The organism is Bradyrhizobium sp. 186 (genome assembly GCF_023101685.1).
GTDB lineage: Bacteria > Pseudomonadota > Alphaproteobacteria > Rhizobiales > Xanthobacteraceae > Bradyrhizobium.
This window is the reverse complement of sequence record NZ_CP082164.1, coordinates 7,519,330-7,544,522: the sequence shown is the minus strand read 5'-3', so window position 1 is coordinate 7,544,522 and position 25,193 is coordinate 7,519,330. Positions and strand designations below refer to the sequence as shown.

Sequence of the window (25,193 nt, the reverse complement as noted above, 5' to 3'; positions counted from 1 at the left end):
ACCCGGCCATCCACGTCTTGCCTCGCAGCACGAAGAATGTGGATGCCCGGGACAAGCCCGGGCATGACGGATTGCCCTACGGCGAAAGCTTCGCCAGCCCCTTCCAGTCAAAGCCGATGCCATGGCCCGGCCGCGCCGGCGCGAGCGCCAGGCCGTCTTCGAGCACCAGCGGGTGCTCGATATAGGTGTCGAGCCCAAAACCATGGGCTTCGAGATAGGAGCGGTTCGGGCACGCCGCGAGCAGATGCACGGTGATGTCGTGCGCGCCGTGGCTGGTGACGGGCAGGTTGAACGCCTCCGCCAGCCGCGCGATCTTCATGAACGCACTCACGCCGCCGCAATTGGTGACGTCGGGCTCGGGATAGGACACCGCGCCGGCGACGATGTAATTCTTGGACTCCCACAGCGAGCGCAAATTCTCGCCGGCCGCGATCGGCACGCCGCCGGCTTGCATGATGCGGGTGTGGCCGGCGACGTCGTCCGGGATGATCGGCTCCTCGAGCCAGGTGAGGTCGTAGGGAACAAACGCGCGGGCGGCGCGGATCGCTTCCTCGACCGTCCACTTCATGTTGGCGTCCGCCATCAGCGGAAAGCCGTCGCCGAGATGCTTGCGCATGGCGGCGACGCGCGCGACGTCGGATTTGAGATCGGGCCGGCCGGCCTTCATCTTGATGGCGCGAAAGCCCTTTGCAAGATTGCCGTCGGTCTGCTTCAGCAGTGCCTCAATCGAAAGATCGAGGTCGATGCCGCCGGCATAACACGGCACGCGCGCGTCGTACCCGCCGAGCAGCCGGAACAGCGGCAGCTCGGCGCGCCGCGCCTTCAAATCCCACAGCGCGATATCGAGCGCCGACAGCGCCAGCACCGCTGGGCCGCCGCGGCCGCCATAATGCAGGCCCCACCAGACGTGATGCCAGATCGCTTCGGTGTCGTCGGCCTCGCGTCCCTCGACGAGCGGCGGGATCTCACGCTTGAGGATATCGGCGACAGCACCGCCATTGCGTCCCACCGTGTAGGTGTAGCCCACACCGTCCGCGCCATCGGCATCGCGAATGCGGCAAGTGATCAGCTCGAATGCGGCGATCTCGCCATGCGTGCTGTCGGAGAGCGTGACGGGGAGGGGGATCCGGTAGAATCCGGTCTCGATCGCTGCGATGCGTGCCATTGGGCGTTCATCCCTGCTTTTTCTTGCAGGCTAGGCCGATGAGCGCCCTCGGGCAAGCGTGCGTAGCGCAACGCAGCTCACCGCATCGTTGCAAGCTGGAGCGCCAGCGCACAGCCCCGGTCGTATTCGTCGAGATTGATCCATTCGTCGATGGTGTGCGCCTCGTTCTGGCCTGCGCCGAACGTCACGGTCGGAACGCCGTGGCGGACCATCCAGTTCGCGTCAAGGCCGCCATTGGCGGCGCGGACGTTCGGTGTTCCGCCGACCGCGGACACGGCCTCGATCGCGCGTTTGACCACCGGCAAATTGTCCTTCATGCGGAACGGATGATAGTCGGTCTCGGCCTTGAACTTGACGCGGCCGGACTTGCCTTGGGCGTTCGTGACCTTCTTGGCCGCCTTCTCGAACGCGGCCTTGTAGGCCTTGGTGATCTCCTTGAAGAACTTTCCGTCGTGGCTGCGGCTTTCGCCGCGCACATGCACGTAGTCGGTGACGACGTTGGTGGCATCGCCTGCGGGGCGGCCATCGCCGCCGGTGACGGGACCGACATTGCTGGTGCCCTGCCGCTTGCCCTTGGCCACCTTGCCGAACCAGCCGCCGGCCTTCACCTCCGCAAGCGCAAGCGCGAGGATCATCGTCGAAGAGATGCCGCGCTCCGGCGCGACGCCGGCATGCGAGGCGCGGCCGAAGATCTCGACGTTCCAGCGATCCGCGCCGACGGCGCCGATGATGACATTGGAGGCGGAGCCGCCGTCATAGTTGAAGGCCATCACCGGCGAGCCGAGCTCATCCAGCTTGACGTGGCGCGCGCCATAGAGCCCGCTCTCCTCGCGCACGCAGAACAAGAGCGTGATCGGCGGATGATCGAGCTTCTGCTTGGCAAGCTCGGCGGCAAGCGTCACCAGCACGCCACAGCCGCAGCGGTTGTCGCCGCCGAGCGCGGTTTTCGCCTGGTTGACGATCTTGCGCCCCGAAAGCTTCGGCTGTGCGCCGGCGCAGAGCGGCACCGTGTCCATGTGGGTCATGAACATGATCCGCGGCTGGTTGTGCAGCGTGCCGCGGCCGGGCAGGTCTACGATGAGGTTGCCGGTCTCGGTCGGCACGGGAATGCGGATGTTGGCGTCGTCGAGCCGGATCGCGCCCGCCGGCACGCCGCTCTCCTGCAGCGCGGCCGTGAGCTCACGCCCGATCGCCGCCTCCTGTCCGGTGACGCCCTCGATGGCGAGAAAGCGCATGAGGCGGTCGGTGGCGGCTTTGGTGTCGACAGGCATGAGTCATTCCTTGGATGCACGGTACGTGTCAACATCTCCTGCTGTGCGTTGTTTCGCAAGGCCGACTCAACGCATGAACGGCGGCGTTGCGTTGCTGTCCGCGCATGGTCGCGGAGCCGACGCAATCGCCGCTCGCGGCGTCTGTCTAAGGGCGGATGCTGAAGGCGGTGTTGATGGACGAAGGCGGCGAGTGGGTCCTGGGCAAGCATCTCCTGCAGGGGCTCGAGTCTCTTAACGCGAGCGGATCAAACGATCGTCCTGCCGCATCAGACCGGATAGCGACCTCAAACCGCTCTGTGATCTCCGTCACCGACCCAATTCGCGAGTTGATGCATGGTGTCTCCACGCTGCAATTGGGCAGCCGGAAAAGGGACATCACCATGTCGCTCTATCGCACCACTCTTCTCGCCTCCGTCCTCGTCGTTGGGCTCGGCTCCGTCGTCGGCACGAGGCCGGCTGCGGCGATCGACTTGAGCTTCCTCAATCACATGAACCCCGAGTATACAAAGTGCATCCGCAATGTGCACTCGCAGCTGCTGCCGCAGTATCGCAATGATCCCAAGATAAACGACGCGGCGGTCAATGCGTGCAACAACGCGCATCCGATGTTCGGGAAGGGCTAATCCTGCGCCATGCCGGCGCTCAGCATCGACCCCGAGAGCTCGCCAGTTGCAGCGGGCTCTCGCGGGTGATCTCGGTCAACTTGATGGCTTTGATTGGCACCTTCACCACGATCCTTTCTTACATATCGGGCCCTGACAATCCGACCGTCAGGATGCAGTGGTCCTGCTGGCCCTGACCCCGCTTGCGATTTATGGCGCGCTCGTGCTTTCGATCGGCGCGACGGCATGGCGGACGACAGGATCGCCGCTGGGTTGATCTGCATTGGCCCTCCGCCGCCGCAATGCTGGAGGCCGGGCTGATGGATGAGGAGGACGACTGGATTCCCGGCAAAGACCTCGTGCAGGGTTTCGAAGCCTATCGCGATCGGATCAAGAGCCAGCCGCGCGGGATGGGTGGCGCGTAGGGCAGATCACGCGTCGCTCATCCGCGTGCAAGCTTCGCCGGCCACATCTGCCGGGCCGCGCCGGACACCCGGATGCTCGCGCCGGGTTCGGGGCTGATCTCGGCGCGCAGCCGCGAGGGCATACCCATGTCCTCGCCCTGCACAATATCGATCATGCCGCCATGAGGCCAACCAAGGTCCCGCAGATACCCGGCGAAGGCTGCGGCCGCAGCCCCCGTCGCGGCGTCCTCGTAGACGCCGCCGGCTGCGAACGGATTACGAGCATTGAACAGCGTGGCGGTTTCCGCATGGACGAGGCTGATCGTGACGAGGCCGACCGCCGTCATCAACCGCCGCCCTTGCTCAAGGTCATAGTGCATAGCGGCCAGCTTCTGCCGGCTCGCCAAGGCGAGGACGAGATGCTGCGCGCCGGCCTCGGCAATCGCGGGAGGCAGGCGCGGGTCGAGATCGGCAATGACAGTCCGAGCGCGGCCGCGACCAGCGCCTCAGGTGCCTGCGCGCTGCGCGTGCGCGGTGATTGCAGCGCCGCCATCAGCCCGGACTCCTTCCGCCAGCCCGTGACCGTGATCCTGGTGTCGTTGAGCTGGAGCGTGAAGGTGCCGTCGCCATGGGCAAGGGCAAGCGCGGCGCCGAGCGCGATCGTTGCGTGGCCGCAGAACGGCACCTCGATCTCGGGCGCGAAGTAGCGCACCCGCCAGCCATCCGCATTCGGCGCGGCGAAAACCGTCTCCGAATACCCGACCTCCGCCGCGATCGCCAGCATCCGGTCGGCCGGAGGCAACGCGTCGCAGAGCACGACCCCGGCAGGGTTGCCGCCGCTTGCGCCTTGCGAAAATGCGGCGATCCGCTGTACGTGCATTCGTCCCTCCGGAGTGAAGATCAGGAACTCCGAGCTTATCGGTTTTGGACTGTCCGCGTATACGCCAGAAAGATCAGCACCCCGACGACAAGCGCCGCTGCCATGAACAGCAGCACCGCCGGCAGCCCCGCGAGCGCTGCCACCGCGCCGGTGATCGACTGCATCAGGGCCGCGCCGAGGAAGAAAGCCAGATTGACCGCGGCGAGCGCCTTGCCCGCGGTTTGCGCGTCGACCAGTTGCCGGGACATGGCGAACAGCAGCGGCTGCGCGGAGGCCGCAAGCCCAATCAGCACGAACAGCACCAGATCGTAGTGCGGCGGCATCACGGAAACGCCGAACAGCGCCGAGACCGCGTAGTGCGGCGCGCCGAGCGCCATCAGCCCGACCAGAAGCGCCGCGACGAGGTGCGTGCCGGCCACCAGCTCGCGGCGGCGACTGAGCCTGCGGTCGATCATGCCGATGCAGAGCGGACCGATGATCATCGCGAGCGTGAACGCGCCGAGCTGGTTGCCGGCCTCGACCCGTGACAATCCCTTGACCTGCATCAGCCACGGCCCGCCCCACAATCCGCGCAGCACCAGCGAAGTCGCAAGCGACACCAGCGCCAGTGCGATCAGGCCGCGCAGCGGGCGCGACAGGCCGAGCCGCAGCACCGCGATCATCTGCGACAGTGGCGAAGACTCGTCCTTGTGCTCGGCCGGCTGGTTCGGCACCAGCGCGAACACCGCGAGTGCCACCAGAACGCCGCCGAGCCCAGAGATCCAGAACCCGGCGCGCCAGCCGTAATGATCGACCACGAAGGCGAGCGGGCTCGACGACAGCAGCATACCGACATTGCCGATCGAGAGGATCGCGCCCGACCACAGCCCGAAGCGCGCCGTTGACAATTGCTTGGCGGCGAGCGTCATCGGACACATCAGCATGCCCGAGGTCGCGATACCCAGCAGCAGCTGCCCGAATGCAAAACTCTCGGGCCCCGTCGCAAAGCCCGAAGCGATTGCGCCAATGACGGTCCCGCCGAGCAGGCTGAGCGATACCGGGCGCACGCCAAAACGATCCATCGCCGCGCCGACCGGGATCTGCGCCGCGGCAAAGGCGAAATGATAGACCGAGGTGAGGCTCGCCAGCGCCTGCGGCTCGATATGAAAGTCCGTCGCCATCAGATCGAGGCTGACCGCCGGAATCGTGCGCAGCAATGTCGACAGCATGTGCCCGCAGGCCAGCGCGACCAGCGCAAAGATCAGCGCGCGGGTGGCATCGCCCGCGTCGTTCGTGGCAGCGGTCCCCATCAGCGTCCCGTCCCGAGAAGGTTTTGGGTGGCGTTACACGATCGGGGAGGCCGTGCCAATGGCGGAGGAGGCCGCGACAGGGCACGCAGGCCGGCCTTGCAGATTTGAGGCGATGGCGGCAAATTTATGCAGCGCAAATTTATGCAGCGATGGTGCGGGCTGTCTGCCCCATGGGGCCGGCGCGCAAGGCAAGTGACATCATGTATCTCGGCATCGATCTCGGCACGTCTGCCGTCAAAATCGTTCTCGTCGATGACGCGCAGCGGGTGGTGGCGAGCCGCAGCCGGTCGCTGACAGTCAAGGCGCCACGTCCCGGCCATTGCGAACAGGACCCGGCGCAGTGGATAGAGGCCACGTTCGCGGCGCTGGACGCGCTGAAGGCTGATCACGCGCGCGAATTGGCCGACGTCGAGGGCATCGGCCTGTCGGGCCAGATGCACGGCGCAACGCTGCTCGATGCCGGTCTCACGCCGTTGCGGCCCTGCATTCTCTGGAATGACGGACGGTCCGCTGCGGAATGCGCCGAGCTGGAGCAGCGCTGGCCCGCATTGCGGGCGACGACAGGCAACAAGGCCATGCCTGGATTCACGGCGCCAAAGTTGTTGTGGGTCGCCAGGCACGAACCGGAGATCTTCGCCGCCACCAGGCTCGTGCTGCAACCCAAGGCCTATCTGCGCCTGGTGCTGACCGGTGAGGCGATCGAGGATGTCTCGGACGCCTCGGGATCGCTGTGGCTCGATGTGGCGCGCCGCGATTGGTCGGATGAGGGGCTCGCCGCGACCGGCCTGTCGCGCCGGCAGATGCCCCGTTTGGTCGAGGGCTGCGCACCGGCGGCACGGCTGCGGAGCGAGATGGCGCAGCGCTGGGGCATGATCAGGCGACCGATGATCGCCGGCGGCGCCGGCGACAATCCGGCGGGAGCTATCGGCATCGGCGCCATCGGCCCGGGCGCAGCCTTCATTTCGCTCGGAACCTCCGGCGCACTGCTGGTGCCGACCGAGACAATCGCGGCCAATCCGGAGCGGGTCGTGCACACGTTCTGTCACGCCGTCCCCGGCAGATGGATCCAGGCCGGCGCGATCCTCTCGGCCGCATCCTGCCTTGCCTGGATCGCGCGACTGTTGGGGGCGTCCGAGGCTGACCTGCTGGCGCCGCTCGGGTTGCGCCCGAAGGCTCCGTCGCCTGTCAGCTTCCTGCCCTATCTCTCCGGCGAGCGCACCCCGCACGATGATCCGGACGTGCGCGGCATGCTCGATGGGCTCAGTCACGCCACCGATCGTGACGCGATCGTGCAAGGCGGGCTCGAAGGCGTTGCCTTCGCGCTTGCGGACTGCCGGGACGTGCTTGCCGATACCGGACTGGTGATCGCGGAGGCGGATGTCATCGGCGGTGGCTCGCGGTCGCGGTTCTGGCTTTCGGTGCTGGCCAATGTCCTGAACATCCCCGTGCATCGATTTGCCGATGGCGAAACCGGCGCTGCGTTTGGCGCAGCGCGTCTCGGGCGCCTCGCGGTCACCGGGGAGGCGATCGACGCCGTCTGCACCGCGCCGCAGCGCGTCGAGACGTTCCAGCCTGAGCCCGCACTTGCGCAAGCCTATGCCGAGCGGCTTCCGGAATGGCGGCGCCTGTATCGGCCGCGGCGCTGACATCCCTCGCGACACGGTCGCGACCGAGGCGAGGGATGGTGCGCGACGATGTGGCGAAGAAAAGGCATCACGTCCGAACATCGGTTCCGTCTGGAAAAGATAAATCCGCTCCCGACCGTTCGTGAGCTCGCGGGAGCTATTGCCCTGCGCCGCAGCCTTTTGTTTAATGCGCCCACGCGCGCCAGGGACCAAACGAGACGCGGGTGAGATGCGATGCCGCCGTCGGCACGTCGGGGAGGTGTGATGAGCGAGCCCATCCTCGAGATGCGCCGGGTCTCCAAGTCTTTCTTCAGCATCAAGGCGTTGCGCGACGTCGACCTCACCGTCTATCCGGGTGAGATCCACGCCTTGATGGGCGAGAACGGCGCCGGCAAATCCACCCTGATGAAGATCCTGTCGGGCGCCTACCGGCCAGATCCGGGCAGCGAAATCCGCATCGACGGCCAGCCGGTGCAGATCAACGGCCCGCTCGGCGGCCGCGCGGCCGGCATCGCGATCATCTATCAGGAACTTTCGCTCGCCCCCAATCTGAGCGTCGCCGAGAATATCTATCTCGGCCGCGAGGTCTCCCGCGGCGGCTTGCTGGCGCGCGAGGCGATGCAGGCCGGCGTCGGTCCGATCCTGGCGCGGCTCGGCGCCGATTTCACGCCGCAGACGCTGGTGGCCAATCTGTCGATGGGCCAGCGTCAACTGGTCGAGATCGCCCGCGCGCTGCACGCCCGCTCCAGGATCCTGATCATGGACGAACCGACCACGGCGCTGTCGGCCGGCGAGAGCGAAAGGCTGTTCGCCCTGATCCGCCAGCTGCGCGCCGAAGGTCTTGCCATCATCTACATCTCGCATCGCATGGACGAGGTCTATGCGCTCGGCGACCGCGTCACGGTGCTGCGCGACGGCACGCTGGTCGGTTCGCTCGACAAGCCCGAGATCCGCGCCGACGCCATCGTGCGGATGATGGTGGGGCGCGACGTCTCGTCCTTTTACAAGAAGGACCACGATCCGCAGGCGAGGCCGGGCGCGCCCGTGCTTGCGGCCGTCGACATCGCCGACGGACGGCGCGTCAAGGGGTGTTCGTTGACGGTGCATGCGGGCGAGGTCGTCGGCCTCGCCGGCCTGGTCGGCGCCGGCCGCACCGAGCTTGCGCATCTCATCATCGGCGCCGCGCCCATGATCTCGGGCCATGTCGAGATCGAGGGCCGCGCGGTCAGCATCCGCACGCCCGGCGAGGCGCTGGACGCCGGCATTGCCTACCTGACCGAGGACAGGAAGGCGCTCGGCCTGTTCCTCGACATGTCCTGCCTCGACAACATCAATCTCGCCGTGCTGGGCCGGGATGCGAAGTTCGGCGGCATCCTCAACCGCGACAAGGCCCGCGACCGCGCCAAACGAGCCTTCACGGCGCTCGGCATCCGCGCCGCGAATGTCGGTGTCCCCGCCGGCGGGCTCTCCGGCGGCAACCAGCAGAAGGTGCTGCTGTCGCGGCTGCTCGCGATCGGCCCAAAGATCCTGATCCTCGACGAGCCGACGCGCGGCGTCGACGTCGGCGCCAAGTCCGAGATCTATTCGATCATCGACAACCTTGCGAAGTCGGGCACCGCGGTTCTCGTCATCTCGTCCGACCTGCCCGAGATCATCGGCATCTGCGACCGCGTCATCGTGATGCGCGCAGGGCACATCGCCGGCCAGATGCGGCGGGGTGCGACCTCGCCGCTCAGCCAGGAGGAGATCATGGCGCTTGCCACCGGAACGGAGCAGCTCGATGCCTGACAATGGCGCTTTGGCCAAGACCGCCCCCACCGCGCCCGGCCTTGCCGCAGCGCAAGAGACGAAGCGGCAGCGCACGCGGATGATCATTCGCGCGGTCGGCATGCTGCCGGTGCTGCTGCTGCTGTGCATCGGCTTTCATGTCCTGTCGGACGGCCGCTTCTTCACCGGCCAGAACATCGGCATCGTGGTGCAGCAGTCCGCGGTCAATACCGTGCTGGCCGCGGGCATGACCTTCGTCATCCTCACCGGCGGCATCGACCTCTCGGTCGGCTCCATCCTCGCGGCGTCGGCGATGGCCGGCTTGATCATCTCCAAATTCCCCGATCTCGGGCTGCTGTGGTTGCCGGCCGCGGTGCTCACCGGCGCCGTCTTCGGCATCCTCAATGGCGCCTTGATCGCCCTGTTGCGGCTACCGCCTTTCATCGTCACGCTGGGCTCGTTGACCGCCGTGCGCGGCGCCGCGCGCCTGCTCGGCGCCGACACCACGGTGTTCAATCCGTCTATACCCTATGCCTTCATCGGCAACGGCGCCCTCACGCTTATTCCCGGCGTCGTGTCGATTCCCTGGCTCTGGGTGATCGCGTTGCTGGTCATCCTGGTGTCGTGGCTGGTGCTCAAGCGCACCGTGCTCGGGGTGCACATCTATGCGGTCGGCGGCAACGAGAGCGCGGCGCGGCTCGCCGGCATCAAGGTCTGGGCCGTGCTGATCTTCGTCTATGGCGTGTCCGGCCTGCTCGCCGGCCTCGGCGGCGCGATGCAGGCGGCTCGTCTCTACGCGGCCAATGGCCTCCAGCTCGGCCAGTCCTACGAGCTCGACGCCATCACCGCCGTGATCCTGGGCGGCACCTCCTTTGTCGGTGGCATCGGCTCGATCTGGGGGACGCTGGTCGGCGCGCTGATCATTGCGGTGTTGTCGAACGGCCTGATCCTGATCGGCGTGTCCGATGTCTGGCAATATGTGATCAAGGGCCTGGTGATCATCGGCGCGGTGGCGCTGGACCGCTATCGACTGCAGGGCTCGGCCCGGACTTGAGCACGAGAGAAATGCGGCGGGCGCCGCGCCGTCATGTTGATTCTGTCACGGCAACTGGTCGTCGTGACGGAGATTCAAACAGACCAGGGAGGAAGCCAATGTTGAAGACGATCTCGTTTGCCGGCGCCGCTATGGCGCTTGTCCTGAGCTCCGCGCCGATTTCGGCCAAGGAGCTCAAGTCGATCGGCGTTTCGCTGGGCTCGCTCGGCAATCCGTTCTTCGTCGCGTTGTCGAAGGGCGCCGAGTTCGAGGCCAAAAAGACCAACCCCAACGTGAAGATCACCGCTGTCGGCTTCGAATACGATCTCGGCAAGCAGGTCACCCAGATCGACAATTTCATCGCTGCGGGCGTCGACCTGATCCTGCTCAATCCCGGCGATCCCAAGGCGGTCGGACCGGCGATCAAGAAGGCGCAGGCGGCCGGCATCGTCGTCGTTGCCGTCGACACCGCCGCCGAAGGCGCCGACGCCACGGTGACCACCAACAACGTCCAGGCCGGCGAGATCTCCTGCCAGTACATCGTCGACAAGCTGGGGGGCAAAGGCGATGTGATCATCGAGAACGGCCCGCAGGTCTCCGCAGTGATCGACCGCGTCGTCGGGTGCAAGAACGTGCTCGGCAAGAACCCCGGCATCAAGGTCCTGTCCAACGACCAGGACGGCAAGGGCTCGCGCGAAGGCGGCCTGACGGTGGCGCAGGGCTATCTGACCCGCTTTGCCAAGATCGACGCCGTCTTTGCCATCAACGATCCGCAGGCGATCGGCACTGACCTCGCGGCGCGCCAGCAGCAGCGCACGGGCATCATCATCACCGCGGTCGACGGCGCGCCCGACATCGAAGCAGCCCTCAAGGACCCGCAGTCGCCGCAGATCCAGGCCTCCGCCTCGCAGGACCCGTTCTTCATGGCCCGCCGCGCCGTGCAGGTCGGCGTCGGCATCCTCAACGGCCAGAAGCCTGCGGCCACCGTCGAGCTGCTGCCGTCGAAACTCGTGACGCGCGACAACATCGGCGAGTACAAGGGCTGGACCTCGGACCGCTCGCAGTAGGTGGCAAGACACGGCCGGCGCCGTACGCGGCGCCGACCGGCTTGCGTGGTGCGAGCTGTTGGCACGGCATTGAGCGGTTGACCGGGGCTGGGTTGGCCCGCTCGCTCGTCAGGCTCATGATCTTGAGGTCATAGGTTCAAATCCCGTCTCCGCAACCAAAAGCCCTTGAAAACATGATGTTTTCAAGGGCTTTTTGCTGTCGACCGTCAATCCTGGAAAATTGTTCGGTGACGTTATCGATGTTTACGCTCGACGCGATAGCGAAATGTGGTCTTGCCGATTCCGCCCGGCCGACGACGGTGACGAAACGTTGGTTCGTTAACTTGTCAGATATTTCATCAATAGTTTGAAGAGCGGCTCTGTTTCGGAAGATGCTTCGAGTCAACGTTATGAAGATTACTCGGGTAACGCCCAGTTGATGAATTCATGACGGGAGTTGCCATTCGCGTCCTCCGATCGGGGGACGCAGGGCGCCCAAGGCGAGGTCACTGTTGTTGCCGGGGAAGAGATCGGCAACCCAGTCGCAGCCCATTTGGAATCTGCGACCGAACACAGCAGGTGAACCATGAAAGAATTCAAATGCCTCGTTAGATCGACCGGCTCCATCGCAACGCTTGCGGCTGGGATCCTTCTGCTTGCGGGCGCGCCAGGCAATGCCGGGCATCATGGCGGCAACAATTCTGGTCAAGGTAGAGGCGATAACGCCAGGCTCACCACTGCCAATCCCGGTCGGAACGACATTCGTCCCATCCTCGCGGAGCGTCATGGCGGCGACAAGCCCAACTCTGATCATGCGAAGTTCGATCGCTCCAACAAGCATGGCAACGAGCAGGACCACAAGCATGAAAAGTGGAGCCGTGACGGAGAGCGGCTTGGTGACGGCAGGCACAAGATGCCTTCTGGCGGCAAGCCGGTCGAGGCGGCCAGCGGAAAGCCACCGCAGACCGTTGCAAGCAATCCCGTCGCTTCCGGTTCCGGAAGCCCGACCGGCGTCACTTCGGCCGTAAACACGATCCACCCCATCGTCAGTCCGCCGGCCGGCAACGTGACCGTGTCCAACGGCGTGACCAAGTATGAAATCCCCAATGGTGCGGGAGGGGTTTCGGCGTATTCCAGCGGTCCAGGCAAGATCACGGTGACCAACGGTAAGGATTCGGTGACCTTGAACGGGAGCTCGGTGACCGTGTCCAACGCGCTCGGTGTCGGAGCCGCGCAGAACAACGTTCAAGTTGGCGCCAAAAACGGGGAAGGCAAGACGGTCGTCAGCGTTGCGCCGACGCCGGAGGCGCCGACCACTCGAGGCACTGTCACCGGTTTTGATTCACCAGGTATTAAGATTGGGATGACTGCCGACAAGGCCGCGTTAGGAGTTGGAGTCCTCACCTTTGTCCCTCCCGTTGCTGCTGGGTACGGCCTCGCCAAAGGTGGCATTAAGGGCGCCGCTCACGAAGTGGAAGAGTCGGCGAAGGATATCTATGACCTCTTTACTGCTTGGTGACCTCTGCAATCGATCGCGCGGGCGGCGGGTTCATACCCGTCGCCCACGTGTTGGCGGGACGCTCCCGCCCTCGAAGCCTTTCGCATTCGCCCTTCGCCCCACGAAGCCTGGCCGCGGAAACCGGACTTCGATCATGACCATAACTGTTCGACCGCGAATTGCTCGCGTCCTCCAGGCATCCCCCATCATCTATGAGAATAGCCATGAATGCTTGTTGGAAACTGCCGCTATTCGTCTTCGCACTGAGCGTCGGATCGTTTAACGCGGCTACTGCGTCCCATCCCTCGGTCGAGGTCTCCGCAGCAATTGCAACGCCCGGCCTGGCAGTTGCTGCTGTCCTTCATGCCGAAGGAGCCCAGGTCTACGAGTGCAGGGCCGCGTCCGACGGCAATCTCGCTTGGCGGGCCCGTGAGCCGACTGCCACGCTTATTTTCGACGGCAGCACGGTTGGGCGCCACTACGCGGGCCCGCGTTGGGAGTACGTCGATGGCAGCGTGATACAGGCAAAATCGGCCAGCAGCGCGCCTGGCGCGACCGAGGACGATATCCCATGGCTCCAGCTCGATGTTGTGGATCAACGCGGCAAGGGCAAATTTTCCGGTGTGACCCACGTGCAGCGTGTCAACACTCGAGGCGGCTTAGCACGCGGACCATGCGACGAAGCGGGTGCCTTCCGCAGCGTGCCCTATTCGGCAGACTATATATTCTTGCGAAATGACTGAAGGCGGCGAGCCTTCGGTGAAATCGTGCGCTCACGTAACGATGAACGGGAAACACCGGCGTCGAAAATGACGAGGATGTGGCGCCCGTGACGCCAAATACCGACAAATGCAGGCAACATTTTAAAGGGAGTCGTCCATGGCCTTGAAGGCACCGAGAGAAACGAAACCTGCCCAGGCTTCGGCGAGCCCCTTAAGCTGGTTACCGCCAAACTCGCCGTTCACATTGCCAAGTGAGTATCGGCTGCTCGACGCATCCCTTCTTGTGCGGAAATCCGGATCGTTCCTCGATAAAGACCCGGAAAAGTAAAGCCGCTCTCTCGATGATGCGTCCTCATCGAATCTACTACGCGAGTCTGCATGAGTTAGGCGACGTTAGCAGTCTTGTCGAATTCCACTTTACACCGTCGGAAAGTCGAATGCTCCGCAGGATGCTCGCAAGGAAGAGGAGCGCGGGATTAGGTCATGCAAGTGCGCGTGGCCCGTAACTCATCCCTTACGCAGATACATACGATATTGTACCTGCCAAATCGGTACCGTCGATTAGTTGGAAGCGGCTTTCACTACCGGCTTTGCGAGCCGCGATGTAAGAGTCGTACGCGGGGTCGGCAACGAAGGACTCTGCAAGTTTTGTCGATGGAAACGCCAAGGGCAGGTTCGCCGGACCGAGGCGATCTCGACCCTGGAAAGTGCAGTTGTGCAGGACGGTCGAACCATCCCCATTCTGGGGCATCCTTGGCTGGATAGTGCCTGCGACCGCAACAAATGGCCAGGCGACCGAAATTGCTCAGGTCAGTTCCGCCCACGCCCGATTCATTTCCTGAACTAGTCGTACATGCCGAGGACTGCTAGTTGGCAGTTCGCGAGCACGGGGCTACCTGGAGTCATGCACTGCCTTGTTGCCGAGCGGCGCCGGGCCGCATCTTCGTTTTTCGCGAGGCCGCCGTTGCAATTATTCAATCTGGGGCCACCACGGGTTGCCGTGCCGTGCTGCCATTCATATCGCAAGTTTTGTGTATTCATTTTGACGGGAGAGCGTTCTTGACAAGTGTGATTCGAGAAATCCAGAAAATTCGAGCGGCCGGTCGCGTCTCCAAGCCCGCGTTGCGGATGAGCGACACGTCCGAAGCTGAAAAAAACAGCAGTCTTGTTGGCGAAATCTACGATGCTGCGCTCGATCCTGCAATGTGGACCGGCGTGCTCGCGAAGATTGCCGACTTTGCCGGAGCTCGAGCTGGCGCGCTTGCCGTGATTGATTCAACGAGCGCAGTTGTCGAGGCCCGCCATCAGTACGGGGTCGATCCCAGCGAGATGCAGGCTTATTCGAAGACTTATGCGCAATTGGATCCGCTGGCAGGCGTGCCGCTCTTTGGTGTGGGAGAGATCGTGAGCCTTCCGGATCTCGTACCCTATGAGGAATATCGCCAGGGGCGCTTTTATCAGGAATGGGCGCGGCCGCAGGGGTGGACCGACGTTGCAAGCGCGGTGCTCGAGAAGTCGCTGACGAGTTGCGCGTTTCTCGGAATCGTCCGGGACAAGTTGGGCGGTATGGTCGACGGCGAAATGCGTCGGCGTATCGCCGGTATCGTGCCTCATGTCCGCCGCGCGATCCTCATCGGCAAGGCGATCGATTTCAGGCGCGCCGAAACAGCTGCGCTCGCCGAAACCCTCGATGGCCTTAGCGCCGGCATGTTTCTCGTGGATGGCCGCGGGCAGATCGCCCACGCCAATGTGGCTGGACGTGCAATTCTCGGGGCCGGTGATTTCCTGCGTTCGATCAGAGGTCAGCTTGTGGCAGGTGATGCGCAGGTCAACCAGACCTTGCGGGAAGTATTTGCATTTGCTGCGCAGGGTAATGCGGCGCTCGGCATCAAGGGCATTGCATTGCCGTTGACGGCGCATGATGGCGAGCGTTACGTCGCGCACGTGCTGCCGTTGACCTCGGGTGCGCGCCGTGACGCCGGAATTAACCACACCGCGATCGCGGCGGTATTCGTCCGCAAGGCGGCGTTGGAAACTCCATCACGTCCGGAAGTTATAGGCAGAGCTTTCAAATTGACCCCAATGGAGTTGCGCGTGCTGATTGCCGTCGTTGAGGTTGGCGGGGTCCCCGAGGTGGCGACCGCCCTCGGCGTCGCGGAAACCACCATCAAGACGCATGTCGGGCGGCTGTTTGAAAAGACCGGCGCCGGCCGTCAGGCCGATCTGGTCAAACTGGTCGCCGGTTTTTCGACGCCGCTGGCGGTCTGATCCGGATACCGCGCAGACCCAAAAAGATCGCCATGTCGCTTTCTCGGCCCGCGTCCTCCGATCGCAGGACGCGGGCCTTTCAGCACCGCCCTAGGGTCCGGCCGAATCTTGTTCTGAATGAGTTCAGGATTTTTTTAGCAGGCAGCACGTCGCGCCCGCCAAATCAGCGAGAGGATAGTTGATGAAGACACCTAAAAGTTTTGCCATGTCGATCCGGCTTCTTCCGGTGCTCATGGTCGGTATCGCCCTGGCCGTGGCGACGGGTGATGCGTCTGCAGGAAATGGTGCCCGACCCGGCACCGGCAACACCGGAGCCAAGATCCAGTCGGGAGGTGGCGGCACCGCTCTCCTCGTTGAAAAACCCGCTCCCGGCGGTCCGATCGGCAAGCCTCTTCCTCCCGTTCCCATTCCCGGAAAAGGTGACGGTCGTGTGGGCCATGACGGCAGCTCAAGTCACAAACATGGCGACCGGTATCGCTACGAGCGCCGGCACAGGCATAGCCGCTATGAAAGCCCGCCCATTATCGGAAAGCATCCGGGGCGGACGTCGCAACAATCAGATCTATTTCGACGCGGTGTAGTCGGGCCGCAGCCGGGCGGCTAGCCGGGCGAGTGGTTCGGCCAATTCCACGGGCAGGACAGCATGTGGAGCACCGGCCGCAAGCCCGCAACAAATCGAACAAGTTGAAACGGAAACGCAGCGCGAAAATTTCGCGCTGCGTTTCTGCTTGTGCTTATCGTCGAAAACGGCGGCGACTGCCGGCTACGGCTTGAAGCGGCGCCGACAGTCGCGAGCTGACGTCAGTTAATCACGCGGAGGGAAGGGGTGATGGAACCGCGGCGGCTTGGGGACAACTGCACCGCTGCTGCCGCCCATGGCAACGCCGCCATCTGCGCCGACGCCTTTGCCGACACCGGCATTGATGCCAAAAGCTTTGCCGGCGCTGGTGCTAATCGGGCGGGTGCCGGTGTTGACCCGGGCGAGCGCACCTTCCGTCGCTGCCATCAGAATGAATCCCGCCGCAAGCGTGGCAAGGATACGGGGTGTTGTTACGTGGTTCTTCAGCATAGTCGTTTCCTGTTTGCTCGATCACTTGCGGCGTTTCGACGAATGCCGTTGATCGATCGTTGAATGCAACTCCGGGAAAATCCCGCGAGTTTCACCGCGATCCTGATGGAAAACGGTCAGTGCCAAATCCTCCGATCGAGGGATGGACGGCCGCATAATTTGATCGAAAACATGAATGTAGGCGAAGCGGGCCTAGCGACGACGATCCATCGGTTCGCGCGAGTATCCCCCGATCGCAGGACGCGGCGCGATCGGCAAACGGCCATGATGCGGGCAGCGCTGATGGGGTGGGTAATTCTAACAATTCCACAGTCAGGACAGACTGTGAACCAACCGGAGACTCAGAATGCGCAAGTTTTCACACCAAGCCACACTCGCCATCGCGCTCACGCTGATCAGCTTCGGGGCCTTCACCCAGTTGGCCTTTGCCGAGCCCGAAAACTGCTCGGCAAGATTCAACCATTGCATTCGCGACGGCGAAAAATTGGCTTCGTTCGGGGCCTGCAACATAGCAGAGAAAGCGTGCGAAAACAGGAATAGAAAGAGGGGATATGAAGGCGAAGACGTGAGAGGCCGCGGGGCAGGAGGCAAGGAGACTAACAAGGGAGGAACGGGTGGAGGCAAGGGCAACGGCAAGGGTGTCATCGACGACGACCCGAACCGGGGCTGGAACGGCCAGTACACCACGGTCGTCGTTACAGATGGGGCGGGCACCAGCACCTATACAGTCAAGCAGGGCGTTCCGACCGAAAACGGACAGATGATTTTGGCGCCGAACGGGGCCCGTTATCACGTCTGGGATCCTGAATTAGCCCGACAACTTAAGGCCGCGGGCGTCAATGCCGCATACGCCAATCCGGCAACTGCGAAAAACGAGTACGCTCTGAGGCGCGACAAGGTCGTCCGCGACAGAGCGGTCGCAGCGGGCCAACCGGTGCCCCAACCGACCGGCCATCGCAACAGCGACGCGTTGGGTAACGCCGCTCCCGTCGTCAACGATCATCGCCAAGGTACCGCTACTGCCCCAACGCCCGGCGGTCCGCCGCCCGCAGCTCCCATTGGAACGGTCAGCACGAATGCTCCACCCAGCAACGGGGCAGAGCCGGCTATCCGCGATCATCGAAAGGCATCGGGTGGCGGAGGTGGCGTGACCATGACCCAGACACAAAAAACGGCGGGTGGGTCGGGTTCAGCACGGTCCACGAATGGCGGCAACGACCGCAAGCCGCACTAAATCGAAACAAGCGTGAACCGAAGCAGGATCGCAGCGCGAATTTTCGCGCTGCGATTTTTTGCTTATCTCGGAGGGCAGGTCCACCGATCGGAGGACGCGTGCTCACTCGTCCCATGCAATTCTTGATCGGGGATTAATGGAAGCCGGACGGAGAGCTACGACAACCATGACAAAGACCAGAAGATTTTCGATCGCATGCGCGGTCGCCACCGTTGCCAGCGCAACATTTGTCGCCATCGTACACCCAGTGTCCGCGATGGCGGCACCTCTCCTCCCGATTGCGTCGGAGTCGAGCATTGTGCTGGCCTCGAACGTCGTCCGGCGCCCCGTCTATGACAGCGCGGGCCATCCCGTTAACCGCCTTCCTGGGCGGTCCACGGGGCTCGGCAAACCGCGCAAAATGCAGTGCTTAAACTACAACGGCAGGAACAGGTGCAGGCCCGTCTGACAGCGCGCGTGGATCTTTGGAAGGGGCGCGTATCGCAGTGGTCGCGCCCCTTCTTGATGTTAGCGGCTTGGGCGAGCACCTCGATGCACGCTGGTATCCATAGAACTGACGCACCGATGCTCGGCGGGAACGGGGGACGCTCGCCTTATTTCAACTCCCGCAACAGCTTCCGCGCCTCATCAAGCATCAGCCGGACCTGTCTTCGCTCGGCGCTCGCATCCCTCGTGAACAGCCCATGCTTGCACGCATTCCGGTTTCCCCGAGGTGCGCCGGATCTCGGCGTGCCGCCGTGCATGCGGCATCGCGCCTTGTCGTGCGCGGCCGGCGAACGACACGTGCCGCCGCTGCGGGTCCGGGCGCCGCAGCGCGGGCTTGCCAGCATCGGGACGGTGTTGCGGGCGTGGCCGCCGGTCATGCGGTGGCGCCTTGCCTTGCGTCGCCCCGCTTCGGCTCCGACACGAGCACGCTCGCATGCTGGGTGACATTCCCCACGATCGCCTTCCCACCATCCTGCACCGACAGGTTCTGCACGGTGATGCCGCGTTCGCCATTGTTGCGGTAGCGGCTGAGCGCCTCGACCTGGGCCGGAAAAATGCGCATGAGCCGGCCGAGTGCGCGCGTGGCGCTCTCCTGCTGCTGGATGTCGATAGTGCAGGCGAGGCGACAGGCGCATCGCATCGCGGCGACGTGAACGCACACCATCTGGGCCGCCAGCATGGCCTCGATGGAATCCCGCGGGCCGATGCTCTTCATCATCGAGATCATGAAGGCGAGATTGGCTTCATCCGGTTTTTGGCCGATCACGCTGGCCTTCACCAATTGCTTGAGCAGGCGATCCAACGTCGCGGTCGACGGCACCCAGCGCATCGGCCAGCAGTCGTTCGCCGGCGCGCGGGTCCGGATGGTCGATCGAAATTCGCCTCCGGGAGAGTTTGACCCGCGGGCTTGAGGCGAACCCGGCGTGATTGTTTGTGGCGATCGATGCCGTCGTGTTGCGTTTCGGGGATGTCGTCATGTCCTGTGTCCTTCGTTGGCGCAGACGCGCGGGCGCGTTCCGTGCGGATCAAGCCGCTCGCTGTGGCGCGCTGTACGATTTTGAGATGTCGGGTTTTTCGCGCAGTGCTGTCGAAGCGCCCGGGGCCGGGTGGGGCAGGCGCTGACGGCTCTCGCGATGATGCCATCCTGCCGGTGTTTTGCCCGACGTGTCAAAGGCCTTTGCGGGACGCGCAAATCCTTCCCCCGTGCAAGTCTGCCCTGCAAGTCCTTGCCCCGCGCAAGTCCTTGTTCTGGCTAGCGTCGGCTACTGTGCATGGGGTTGTTTTAGCATTTTTTGTTTGGCGGCGGCCTTCGCTTGCCGTGCGGCGGAATTGTCGAGCATGTCGCGTGCGTGGAAACACGATTGCGAAAATCAGTACGGCCGCTCATCATGATCGCCGAACGCGTCGCACCAACAACATGCACAGGCGGCGTCGACGTCTGGGGAGAGAACGAATGCAACGAAGGCTTCGCCTGCTGGCGGTCATCGGCGGACTGTGCGTTTCGACGCTGGCGGCGCAGGCCGATGCGCAAAAATATCCGACGCGCCCGGTCAAGATCATGGTTGGCTTCAGCGCGGGCGGTCCGGTCGACGTGGTCGCGCGCATCATCGCCGACCGGCTCGGCAACAAGCTCGGGCAGCCCTTCGTAGTCGAGAACCGCGCCGGCGCCAACGGCATGATCGCGGCCGAGGGCGTGGCGCATGCGGAAGCGGACGGCTACACGATGCTGGCCTGCAACTCATCCACGATCACCCTCAACAAGACGCTGTTCAAGGACATTCGTTACAACCCGCAAGCGGACTTCGCCCCGCTGACCACTGTCGTCTCGGCGCCGCTCGTTCTCGTGGTCAATCCGGAGATTCCCAAGACCGCCGACATCAGGACCGTGGCCGATCTCGTCGCCGCCGCGAAGGCCAAGCCGGGCGAACTCGCTTACGGCTCTGGCGGCAACGGCAACCTCGCCCATCTCGCGATGGAGCTGCTCGGCCAGCGCGCCGGCATCAAGATGATCCACGTGCCCTATCGCGGCGGTGCGGCGTCCGAGGTCGGCATCCTCGCGCAGGAGGTTTTGGCGGTGTTCGATCCGCTCTCCGCCGTGCCGCTGGTCAGGGATGGAAAGCTGCGCGCGCTCGCGGTGTCGTCAGTCGAGCGGCTGTCGTCGTTGCCCGACGTGCCGACCGTTGCGGAAGCCGGCTATCCCGGCTTCGATCTCTCATTCTGGGTCGGCTTCTTCATGCCCAAGGCGACACCCGTGCCGATCCTCGAGATGCTGCATCGGGAGATCATCGCGGCCGCCAATGATCCGGTGTTGCGGGAACGGTTGGAGACGCAAGGCGTGGTCTCCGTGCTCAGCCCGGCCGAGTACGCTGCGAAGATCACGAAGGAGACGAAGGAGCTTGCCGAGGTGGTGGCGGCGGCGAACATCAAATCCGATTGAGGCGTCCGGCCTGATCAATCAGTGCTCGCGCGACGCGACGCGGATGGCGCGGGCCTTCGCACTCTTTCCGGCCGCGCGTGCCGCGATCATGCTGCGCGCCTTGCCATGGGCCGAGACATTCTTCCGGAGCATGGATGCGAACTGCTTGCGCGCACGGTTCGCCGTGAATCGCGCCGCCAGTTGCTCGGCTTTGCGAATGATGGTGGTGACCGTAGGTGCCAGGTTCACGGGAACCCAGGCGACATCCTTGGTCTTGGAAAGGCTGCCGATGCCTTCGCATGGGGCTTCGCGCGGCAGGTCGATCCGGATCGCAAGGGCCTCGGAGCGCTCGATCCAGTCCTCCGCTTTCGTGCCGGTGATGATCCGGACATAGTCGCGCGTCTCGCGCGGCAGCCCACTTTCCTTGGCAAGCCATTTCTGGATGCGACCCGGGCCTGCGTTGTAAGCGGCTGCGGCGAGGCCGAGATTGCCGAAATCGTCGCGGAGCTTACGCAAGAACTTTGCCGATGCGGGCAAGGCCTTCATGGGATCGAAGGGGTCATCGAGCCCGACCTCCGCGGCCGTTCCCGGCATGAACTGCGCGACACCTTGTGCGCCGGCGCCGCTGACCTCGTTGGAGCGAAAGCGGCTCTCCTGCCAGAGCAGGCGCGCAAAGAACGGCACCGGAATGCCGCTGGCCTCAGCCGCTTCCGTGAGCGCGTGGCAGAACCGTTCGGTCGGTGAAACCGGCGCCGGCGCGACGGATTCGACCGGGCGCGGCGGCTCGACCGTCTCCTCATAAGCCGCGCGTGCATTGGTGAGCTCGATGGCTTGCACGCTCGCGAGGAACAGTTCGACGACCGGAACGAGTGGGGAGGCTCGATTGTTCTGAAGAACGGAGTTGTTGAAAGTTGATGCTTGCCGGGACGCCGACGGATCGAGGTCGCACATCAGAACCATAAACGCGGCGCAAGCCGCGACGACAAATCGCATTGCTGGGGCAACCTCGAACTGTGGGTGAACGGCCGGCGATGCGCCGACGATAAGGACGTCTTAACCCTGCGATTGCGGCAAAGCTGCGATCTCGTCGGTTCCGCCGGTGTTACTACGGTGTTCCCGAAGAGAAACTCTCCGGGCGTTTGCGGATCATTTGCGATTGGGATGCGCAAGATGATGCGGTGGATGATCGGCGCGATGATTTTGCTGTGGCTTGCCATCCCGGCGCTCGCAGGCAACCTTGATGCAACAGCGGTGATGCCGACAAAGCCGGGGAGACGATCGCCGTTGCGAATGTTTCGGCACGGCGAGAGTTGCCGCGCATTGCCCGGCTTGAGATCGATAAGAAGAGCGGGACGTTGAAGGCGTTTGATGGGTCCGATCGCCAGGTCGCGTTCTATCCGGCGTCAATCGGCAGCCCGGATCGTCCGACGCCGAGCGGGACGGTCAAGGTCGCCTCGACCAACGACAAACCGACCTATCACTACAATCCCGACTACAAGTTCGACAGCGTCAAATCCAGGAAACCGTTCGACGTCAAGCCGGGGCCGAACAATCCGGTGGGAGCGTACTGGATCGGCCTGTCGGCTCAGAGCTACGGCATCCACGGAACGGCGGAGCCCGACAGGATCACCAAGTCGGCGTCCCATGGCTGCATCAGGTTGACGAATTGGGACGTCCGCACGTTAGGCGAAAACGTCAAGCGCGGCACGCCGGTTGTCTTCCTCGATGCGCCGACGGAGTCCTCGTCGAAGCGGCAGGGAAAGCCTGCCGCAAAGCGCGCCTCGAACTAATCTTTTGGAAAGTCCTTTGCGCATCGCGATCTCGGCGGCGTCGCCGGGCGACAGAACGGTCTGCTCGAACGCCGGCTGCGGCCTCGTCATGATGTCGTAGAGCGAGATGCCCTTGATCGGCTTTCCCATCAGCTCACGGACGCAATCCGCGAGCGTGCCGTTATAGACCATATAGGGCGGACCTCTGTCCTTCTGCCTCTCGCCTTTCAGCGACGGCCACTTCTTCAGTTCGGCCGGCGCGTCATAGGCGATCGGCGAGCTTTCTCGAAACATGCGGTTAGCCCCAGGCGGCTTGGACTGCCGGGAATTCTAGGGCCGCCGGGTAAACACACGTTAAAGAATTGGTTCAAATCAGCCTGCAATGAAGGCGAGCAGGGTGCCGTTGGCCTTGGCTGGTGGCACGCAGATGGCCGCTCCGCTACGCGCGCCGGCCGAACCCAGCGCCTTCTCGGTCGTTGCGAGATCGCCGCTCACCAGCACCAGCGCCGCGCCGCCGCGCTCGGAGAGGCCCGCCAGCGGCACGCCGGGATAGCGTTTGCCGAGCTGGTCCAGTGTCAGATAAACGAAATCGGCACGGTCGCCGCCAGAGGGCACGGTGACCGCGCCGTCGGCTTCGAGCTTCGGCTCGCGGTCGATCAAGTGTGCAAGATGTGCCGCCTCCTTCGCCGGCTCGGGCGTTGCGATCAGCGTTTGCTTGATCCGCTTCGCCGCATTGGCGTGCTTCATCAGTTCGGGAATCCAGACCGTCTCACGCGTCTTGTGCTGGCAGGCGAAGATGCGTACGCCGCCCGGCGCTTCCGAGGTCGGCCACATGAAGGTGCGGAATTTTGCCGCCGACACCGTGCCGTTTGGCAGCGTCACCGGCCGCTCGAAATCGGTCGGTCCGATCGGCACCAGGCCGCGCGCGCGGATCTCCTCCGCACCGGCGGCGGAATCGACCGCGGTGAAGGCGATGCGTTCGATGCCCTCACCCCGCTCGTCGAGGAAGGCGCGCGCCGGCGCATTGTGTTCGGTCGGCGCGAGCACACCGAGCAGCTCCATATAGTCCGGGTCGAACATGATGGTGTAGTTGCCGGAGCCCATATGCGCGCTGTGGGTGCCGCGCGGCGATATGGTGAAGCCGAGCTGCTTGTAATTCTCGGCAGCCTTGTTGAGGTCCTTCACCATGACTACGGCGTGGTCGATACCGATGACGTTCTTGAGGGCCACTGTGATTTCCCCGGCATGTCTTCAAGCTGAGCTGACGATCGCAAAAACGACCGTACCATGTCCTGTCTACGATGGATGGACGCTCAAGTCATTTTGAAATCGCCGGCAAAAGCGGAATTTCATTTCGCGAAACGCTGCGTCGACGCGCAACGGTCGATGGCGTCAGCGATCCTGCTCGCTGATATAGGCGGCGAGGATGGCGCGCTCCTCGCTCGTCATTTCCGTGATGTTGCCCGGCGGCATCGCGTTGGACCATGCGGCCACGCGGCCGATCAGGCGGATATTGCGGTGGATGTTCTCGGGACCGTCAAGCAGGATGCCTTTCGGCGCGGTCACGATGCCGGCCCAGACCGGCTCGGCCGCGTGGCACATGCTACAGCGGGACATCACGATCTCCTCGACATTGGCGAGCGTGGGCTGTGCCGACAGCGCGCCCGTCTTCACCTCGCGCGGGCCGGCCGCGGAGAGGAAGAAGATCGCGATCGCGCCCGCCGCCGCGACACCCCACACCCACCATGGCGATTTGCGGCCGGCATGCCGCTCGTTGAAGAAGTGACGGATCACCGGCCCCAGCGCCAGCACGATCGCGACGATGATCCAGTTGAAGCGGGTGGCATAGAGCAGGGGATAGTGGTTGCTAATCATCAGCACGACCACAGGGAGCGTCAGATAGTTGTTGTGGACCGAGCGCTCCTTGCTGGTCTTGCCGAGTTTCGAATCGGGCGCCCGGCCCGCGATCAGGGCGGCCACGATCTTCTTCTGGTTCGGGATAATCACCGCGAAGACATTGGCGACCATGATGGTGCCGATGATCGCCCCGATCTGGTTGAAGGCGCCGCGTCCGCTGAGGACATGCGTGAAGGCGAAGGTGAGTGCGACCAGGAACAGATAGCCGCCGATGGCAAAGCCGAGCTCGCGCTGGGCCAGCCCGGTGCGGCAGGCGGCCTCATAGAGCAGCCATGCCAGCGCGAGGCTCGAGAGGCTGAACAGCCCGGCCTGGAACGGCGTGAGGTCGAGGATCGATTTGTCGACCAGGAACAGGTCGGCATCGAGATAGTACACCACCACCATCAGCGCGAAGCCGGAGAGCCAGGTGGTGTAGGCCTCCCATTTGAACCAGGTCAGCTCCTCCGGCATCTGGCTTGGCGCCACCAGATATTTCATGATCCGGTAGAAGCCGCCGCCATGGACCTGCCAGGCTTCTCCCTGCACGCCGTCCGGCAGGTCAGCCCCGGGTTTCAGGCTGAGATCGAGATGGATGAAGTAAAAGGAACTGCCGATCCAGCCGATCGCCGCCACGACATGCAGCCAGCGCAGCAGCAGGCTGGCCCATTCCGATACGATCGATCCCCACATGATCACCCCATCAATCGCGACATCGATGCCGCGGCTTTGATGACCGCGACTGGCGGTCGCCCT

The 25,193-nt window shown here is 63.9% G+C and carries 20 protein-coding genes and 2 pseudogenes; 12 read left to right on the top strand and 10 right to left on the bottom strand.

Annotated features, from left to right (window positions below):
• Window positions 1-76: 76 nt before the first annotated feature.
• Together IVB18_RS36360 and IVB18_RS36355 are read right to left on the bottom strand one after the other, a co-directional pair.
• Window positions 77-1,165, bottom strand: coding sequence for a mandelate racemase/muconate lactonizing enzyme family protein (locus tag IVB18_RS36360; RefSeq protein WP_247985091.1), 1,089 nt, complete (start codon window positions 1,163-1,165; stop codon window positions 77-79).
• A 77-nt stretch (window positions 1,166-1,242) separates the two neighbouring features.
• Entirely contained in the window at window positions 1,243-2,436 is a 1,194-nt protein-coding gene (locus IVB18_RS36355; protein ID WP_247985090.1) for a M20/M25/M40 family metallo-hydrolase, read from the bottom strand.
• A 155-nt stretch (window positions 2,437-2,591) separates the two neighbouring features.
• On the opposite strand from IVB18_RS36355, the gene IVB18_RS36350 reads away from it, so the two are divergent.
• The gene (locus IVB18_RS36350; protein WP_247985089.1) at window positions 2,592-3,059 is read left to right on the top strand and encodes a hypothetical protein; all 468 of its coding nucleotides are present in this window, start codon (window positions 2,592-2,594) and stop codon (window positions 3,057-3,059) included.
• A gap of 421 nt (window positions 3,060-3,480) precedes the next feature.
• Here IVB18_RS36350 and IVB18_RS36345 read toward each other — a convergent pair.
• Together IVB18_RS36345 and IVB18_RS36340 are read right to left on the bottom strand one after the other, a co-directional pair.
• Window positions 3,481-4,322 (bottom strand): annotated as a pseudogene (locus tag IVB18_RS36345) (PhzF family phenazine biosynthesis protein).
• A gap of 35 nt (window positions 4,323-4,357) precedes the next feature.
• Window positions 4,358-5,611 (bottom strand): MFS transporter, encoded by a 1,254-nt coding sequence (locus tag IVB18_RS36340; protein ID WP_247985088.1) that lies wholly within the window; start codon window positions 5,609-5,611, stop codon window positions 4,358-4,360.
• A 200-nt stretch (window positions 5,612-5,811) separates the two neighbouring features.
• Here IVB18_RS36340 and xylB point away from each other — a divergent pair, with 200 nt between their 5' ends.
• The 8 genes from xylB to IVB18_RS36300 all read left to right on the top strand — a co-directional run bounded on the left by xylB (window position 5,812) and on the right by IVB18_RS36300 (window position 16,174).
• Window positions 5,812-7,257, top strand: coding sequence for a xylulokinase (gene xylB / locus IVB18_RS36335; protein ID WP_247991813.1), 1,446 nt, complete (start codon window positions 5,812-5,814; stop codon window positions 7,255-7,257).
• Between the two features lie 243 nt (window positions 7,258-7,500).
• Window positions 7,501-9,024 carry a sugar ABC transporter ATP-binding protein gene (locus tag IVB18_RS36330; protein WP_247985087.1) on the top strand — a complete coding sequence of 508 codons (1,524 nt, stop codon included), beginning with the start codon at window positions 7,501-7,503 and terminating at the stop codon, window positions 9,022-9,024.
• Window positions 9,017-10,057: a ribose ABC transporter permease gene (locus IVB18_RS36325; RefSeq protein WP_247985086.1), complete on the top strand. Its 1,041-nt coding sequence runs from the start codon at window positions 9,017-9,019 to the stop codon at window positions 10,055-10,057. The genes IVB18_RS36330 and IVB18_RS36325 overlap by 8 nt, the downstream gene beginning before the upstream one ends.
• Window positions 10,058-10,155: 98 nt before the next feature.
• Window positions 10,156-11,103 (top strand): ABC transporter substrate-binding protein, encoded by a 948-nt coding sequence (locus IVB18_RS36320; protein ID WP_247985085.1) that lies wholly within the window; start codon window positions 10,156-10,158, stop codon window positions 11,101-11,103.
• Window positions 11,104-11,668: 565 nt separating this feature from the next.
• Window positions 11,669-12,601 (top strand): hypothetical protein, encoded by a 933-nt coding sequence (locus IVB18_RS36315; protein WP_247985084.1) that lies wholly within the window; start codon window positions 11,669-11,671, stop codon window positions 12,599-12,601.
• A gap of 203 nt (window positions 12,602-12,804) precedes the next feature.
• On the top strand, window positions 12,805-13,323 hold the full coding sequence (locus IVB18_RS36310) for a DUF3455 domain-containing protein (protein WP_247985083.1): 519 nt from the start codon (window positions 12,805-12,807) through the stop codon (window positions 13,321-13,323).
• A gap of 1,047 nt (window positions 13,324-14,370) precedes the next feature.
• Window positions 14,371-15,570 carry a LuxR C-terminal-related transcriptional regulator gene (locus tag IVB18_RS36305; RefSeq protein ID WP_247991812.1) on the top strand — a complete coding sequence of 400 codons (1,200 nt, stop codon included), beginning with the start codon at window positions 14,371-14,373 and terminating at the stop codon, window positions 15,568-15,570.
• Between the two features lie 181 nt (window positions 15,571-15,751).
• On the top strand, window positions 15,752-16,174 hold the full coding sequence (locus IVB18_RS36300) for a hypothetical protein (protein ID WP_247985082.1): 423 nt from the start codon (window positions 15,752-15,754) through the stop codon (window positions 16,172-16,174).
• A 201-nt stretch (window positions 16,175-16,375) separates the two neighbouring features.
• On the opposite strand, the gene IVB18_RS36295 is transcribed toward IVB18_RS36300, so the two are convergent.
• Entirely contained in the window at window positions 16,376-16,639 is a 264-nt protein-coding gene (locus tag IVB18_RS36295; RefSeq protein WP_247985081.1) for a hypothetical protein, read from the bottom strand.
• Between the two features lie 346 nt (window positions 16,640-16,985).
• Here IVB18_RS36295 and IVB18_RS36290 point away from each other — a divergent pair, with 346 nt between their 5' ends.
• Window positions 16,986-17,873 carry a hypothetical protein gene (locus tag IVB18_RS36290; protein WP_247985080.1) on the top strand — a complete coding sequence of 296 codons (888 nt, stop codon included), beginning with the start codon at window positions 16,986-16,988 and terminating at the stop codon, window positions 17,871-17,873.
• Window positions 17,874-18,466: 593 nt separating this feature from the next.
• Here IVB18_RS36290 and IVB18_RS51845 read toward each other — a convergent pair.
• Together IVB18_RS51845 and IVB18_RS36285 are read right to left on the bottom strand one after the other, a co-directional pair.
• On the bottom strand, window positions 18,467-18,703 hold the full coding sequence (locus tag IVB18_RS51845) for an HGGxSTG domain-containing protein (protein ID WP_276581225.1): 237 nt from the start codon (window positions 18,701-18,703) through the stop codon (window positions 18,467-18,469).
• 29 nt (window positions 18,704-18,732) lie between these two features.
• Window positions 18,733-19,336: pseudogene (locus IVB18_RS36285) on the bottom strand (hypothetical protein).
• Window positions 19,337-19,812: 476 nt separating this feature from the next.
• On the opposite strand from IVB18_RS36285, the gene IVB18_RS36280 reads away from it, so the two are divergent.
• Window positions 19,813-20,796, top strand: a complete 984-nt coding sequence (locus IVB18_RS36280) for a tripartite tricarboxylate transporter substrate binding protein (protein ID WP_247985079.1) — start codon at window positions 19,813-19,815, stop codon at window positions 20,794-20,796.
• 18 nt (window positions 20,797-20,814) lie between these two features.
• Here IVB18_RS36280 and IVB18_RS36275 read toward each other — a convergent pair whose 3' ends face one another.
• Window positions 20,815-21,768: a lytic transglycosylase domain-containing protein gene (locus tag IVB18_RS36275; RefSeq protein WP_247985078.1), complete on the bottom strand. Its 954-nt coding sequence runs from the start codon at window positions 21,766-21,768 to the stop codon at window positions 20,815-20,817.
• 317 nt (window positions 21,769-22,085) lie between these two features.
• Here IVB18_RS36275 and IVB18_RS36270 point away from each other — a divergent pair, with 317 nt between their 5' ends.
• Window positions 22,086-22,565 carry a L,D-transpeptidase gene (locus IVB18_RS36270; RefSeq protein WP_256476527.1) on the top strand — a complete coding sequence of 160 codons (480 nt, stop codon included), beginning with the start codon at window positions 22,086-22,088 and terminating at the stop codon, window positions 22,563-22,565.
• A gap of 351 nt (window positions 22,566-22,916) precedes the next feature.
• On the opposite strand, the gene IVB18_RS36265 is transcribed toward IVB18_RS36270, so the two are convergent.
• Complete coding sequence (locus tag IVB18_RS36265; RefSeq protein WP_247985076.1) at window positions 22,917-23,774, bottom strand: VOC family protein; 858 nt, start codon at window positions 23,772-23,774, stop codon at window positions 22,917-22,919.
• Window positions 23,775-23,936: 162 nt separating this feature from the next.
• Entirely contained in the window at window positions 23,937-25,130 is a 1,194-nt protein-coding gene (locus tag IVB18_RS36260) for a urate hydroxylase PuuD (RefSeq protein ID WP_247985075.1), read from the bottom strand.
• Window positions 25,131-25,193: the final 63 nt, after the last annotated feature.

Bases quoted from the DNA above. Each gene is read 5' to 3' on its own strand.
- IVB18_RS36360 (WP_247985091.1), bottom strand. From the start codon at position 1,165: ATGGCACGCATCGCAGCGATCGAGACCGGATTCTACCGGATCCCCCTC.
- IVB18_RS36355 (WP_247985090.1), bottom strand. From the start codon at position 2,436: ATGCCTGTCGACACCAAAGCCGCCACCGACCGCCTCATGCGCTTTCTC.
- IVB18_RS36350 (WP_247985089.1), top strand. From the start codon at position 2,592: ATGCTGAAGGCGGTGTTGATGGACGAAGGCGGCGAGTGGGTCCTGGGC.
- IVB18_RS36340 (WP_247985088.1), bottom strand. From the start codon at position 5,611: ATGGGGACCGCTGCCACGAACGACGCGGGCGATGCCACCCGCGCGCTG.
- xylB (WP_247991813.1), top strand. From the start codon at position 5,812: ATGTATCTCGGCATCGATCTCGGCACGTCTGCCGTCAAAATCGTTCTC.
- IVB18_RS36330 (WP_247985087.1), top strand. From the start codon at position 7,501: ATGAGCGAGCCCATCCTCGAGATGCGCCGGGTCTCCAAGTCTTTCTTC.
- IVB18_RS36325 (WP_247985086.1), top strand. From the start codon at position 9,017: ATGCCTGACAATGGCGCTTTGGCCAAGACCGCCCCCACCGCGCCCGGC.
- IVB18_RS36320 (WP_247985085.1), top strand. From the start codon at position 10,156: ATGTTGAAGACGATCTCGTTTGCCGGCGCCGCTATGGCGCTTGTCCTG.
- IVB18_RS36315 (WP_247985084.1), top strand. From the start codon at position 11,669: ATGAAAGAATTCAAATGCCTCGTTAGATCGACCGGCTCCATCGCAACG.
- IVB18_RS36310 (WP_247985083.1), top strand. From the start codon at position 12,805: ATGAATGCTTGTTGGAAACTGCCGCTATTCGTCTTCGCACTGAGCGTC.
- IVB18_RS36300 (WP_247985082.1), top strand. From the start codon at position 15,752: ATGAAGACACCTAAAAGTTTTGCCATGTCGATCCGGCTTCTTCCGGTG.
- IVB18_RS36295 (WP_247985081.1), bottom strand. From the start codon at position 16,639: ATGCTGAAGAACCACGTAACAACACCCCGTATCCTTGCCACGCTTGCG.
- IVB18_RS36290 (WP_247985080.1), top strand. From the start codon at position 16,986: ATGCGCAAGTTTTCACACCAAGCCACACTCGCCATCGCGCTCACGCTG.
- IVB18_RS51845 (WP_276581225.1), bottom strand. From the start codon at position 18,703: ATGCTGGCAAGCCCGCGCTGCGGCGCCCGGACCCGCAGCGGCGGCACG.
- IVB18_RS36280 (WP_247985079.1), top strand. From the start codon at position 19,813: ATGCAACGAAGGCTTCGCCTGCTGGCGGTCATCGGCGGACTGTGCGTT.
- IVB18_RS36275 (WP_247985078.1), bottom strand. From the start codon at position 21,768: ATGCGATTTGTCGTCGCGGCTTGCGCCGCGTTTATGGTTCTGATGTGC.
- IVB18_RS36260 (WP_247985075.1), bottom strand. From the start codon at position 25,130: ATGTGGGGATCGATCGTATCGGAATGGGCCAGCCTGCTGCTGCGCTGG.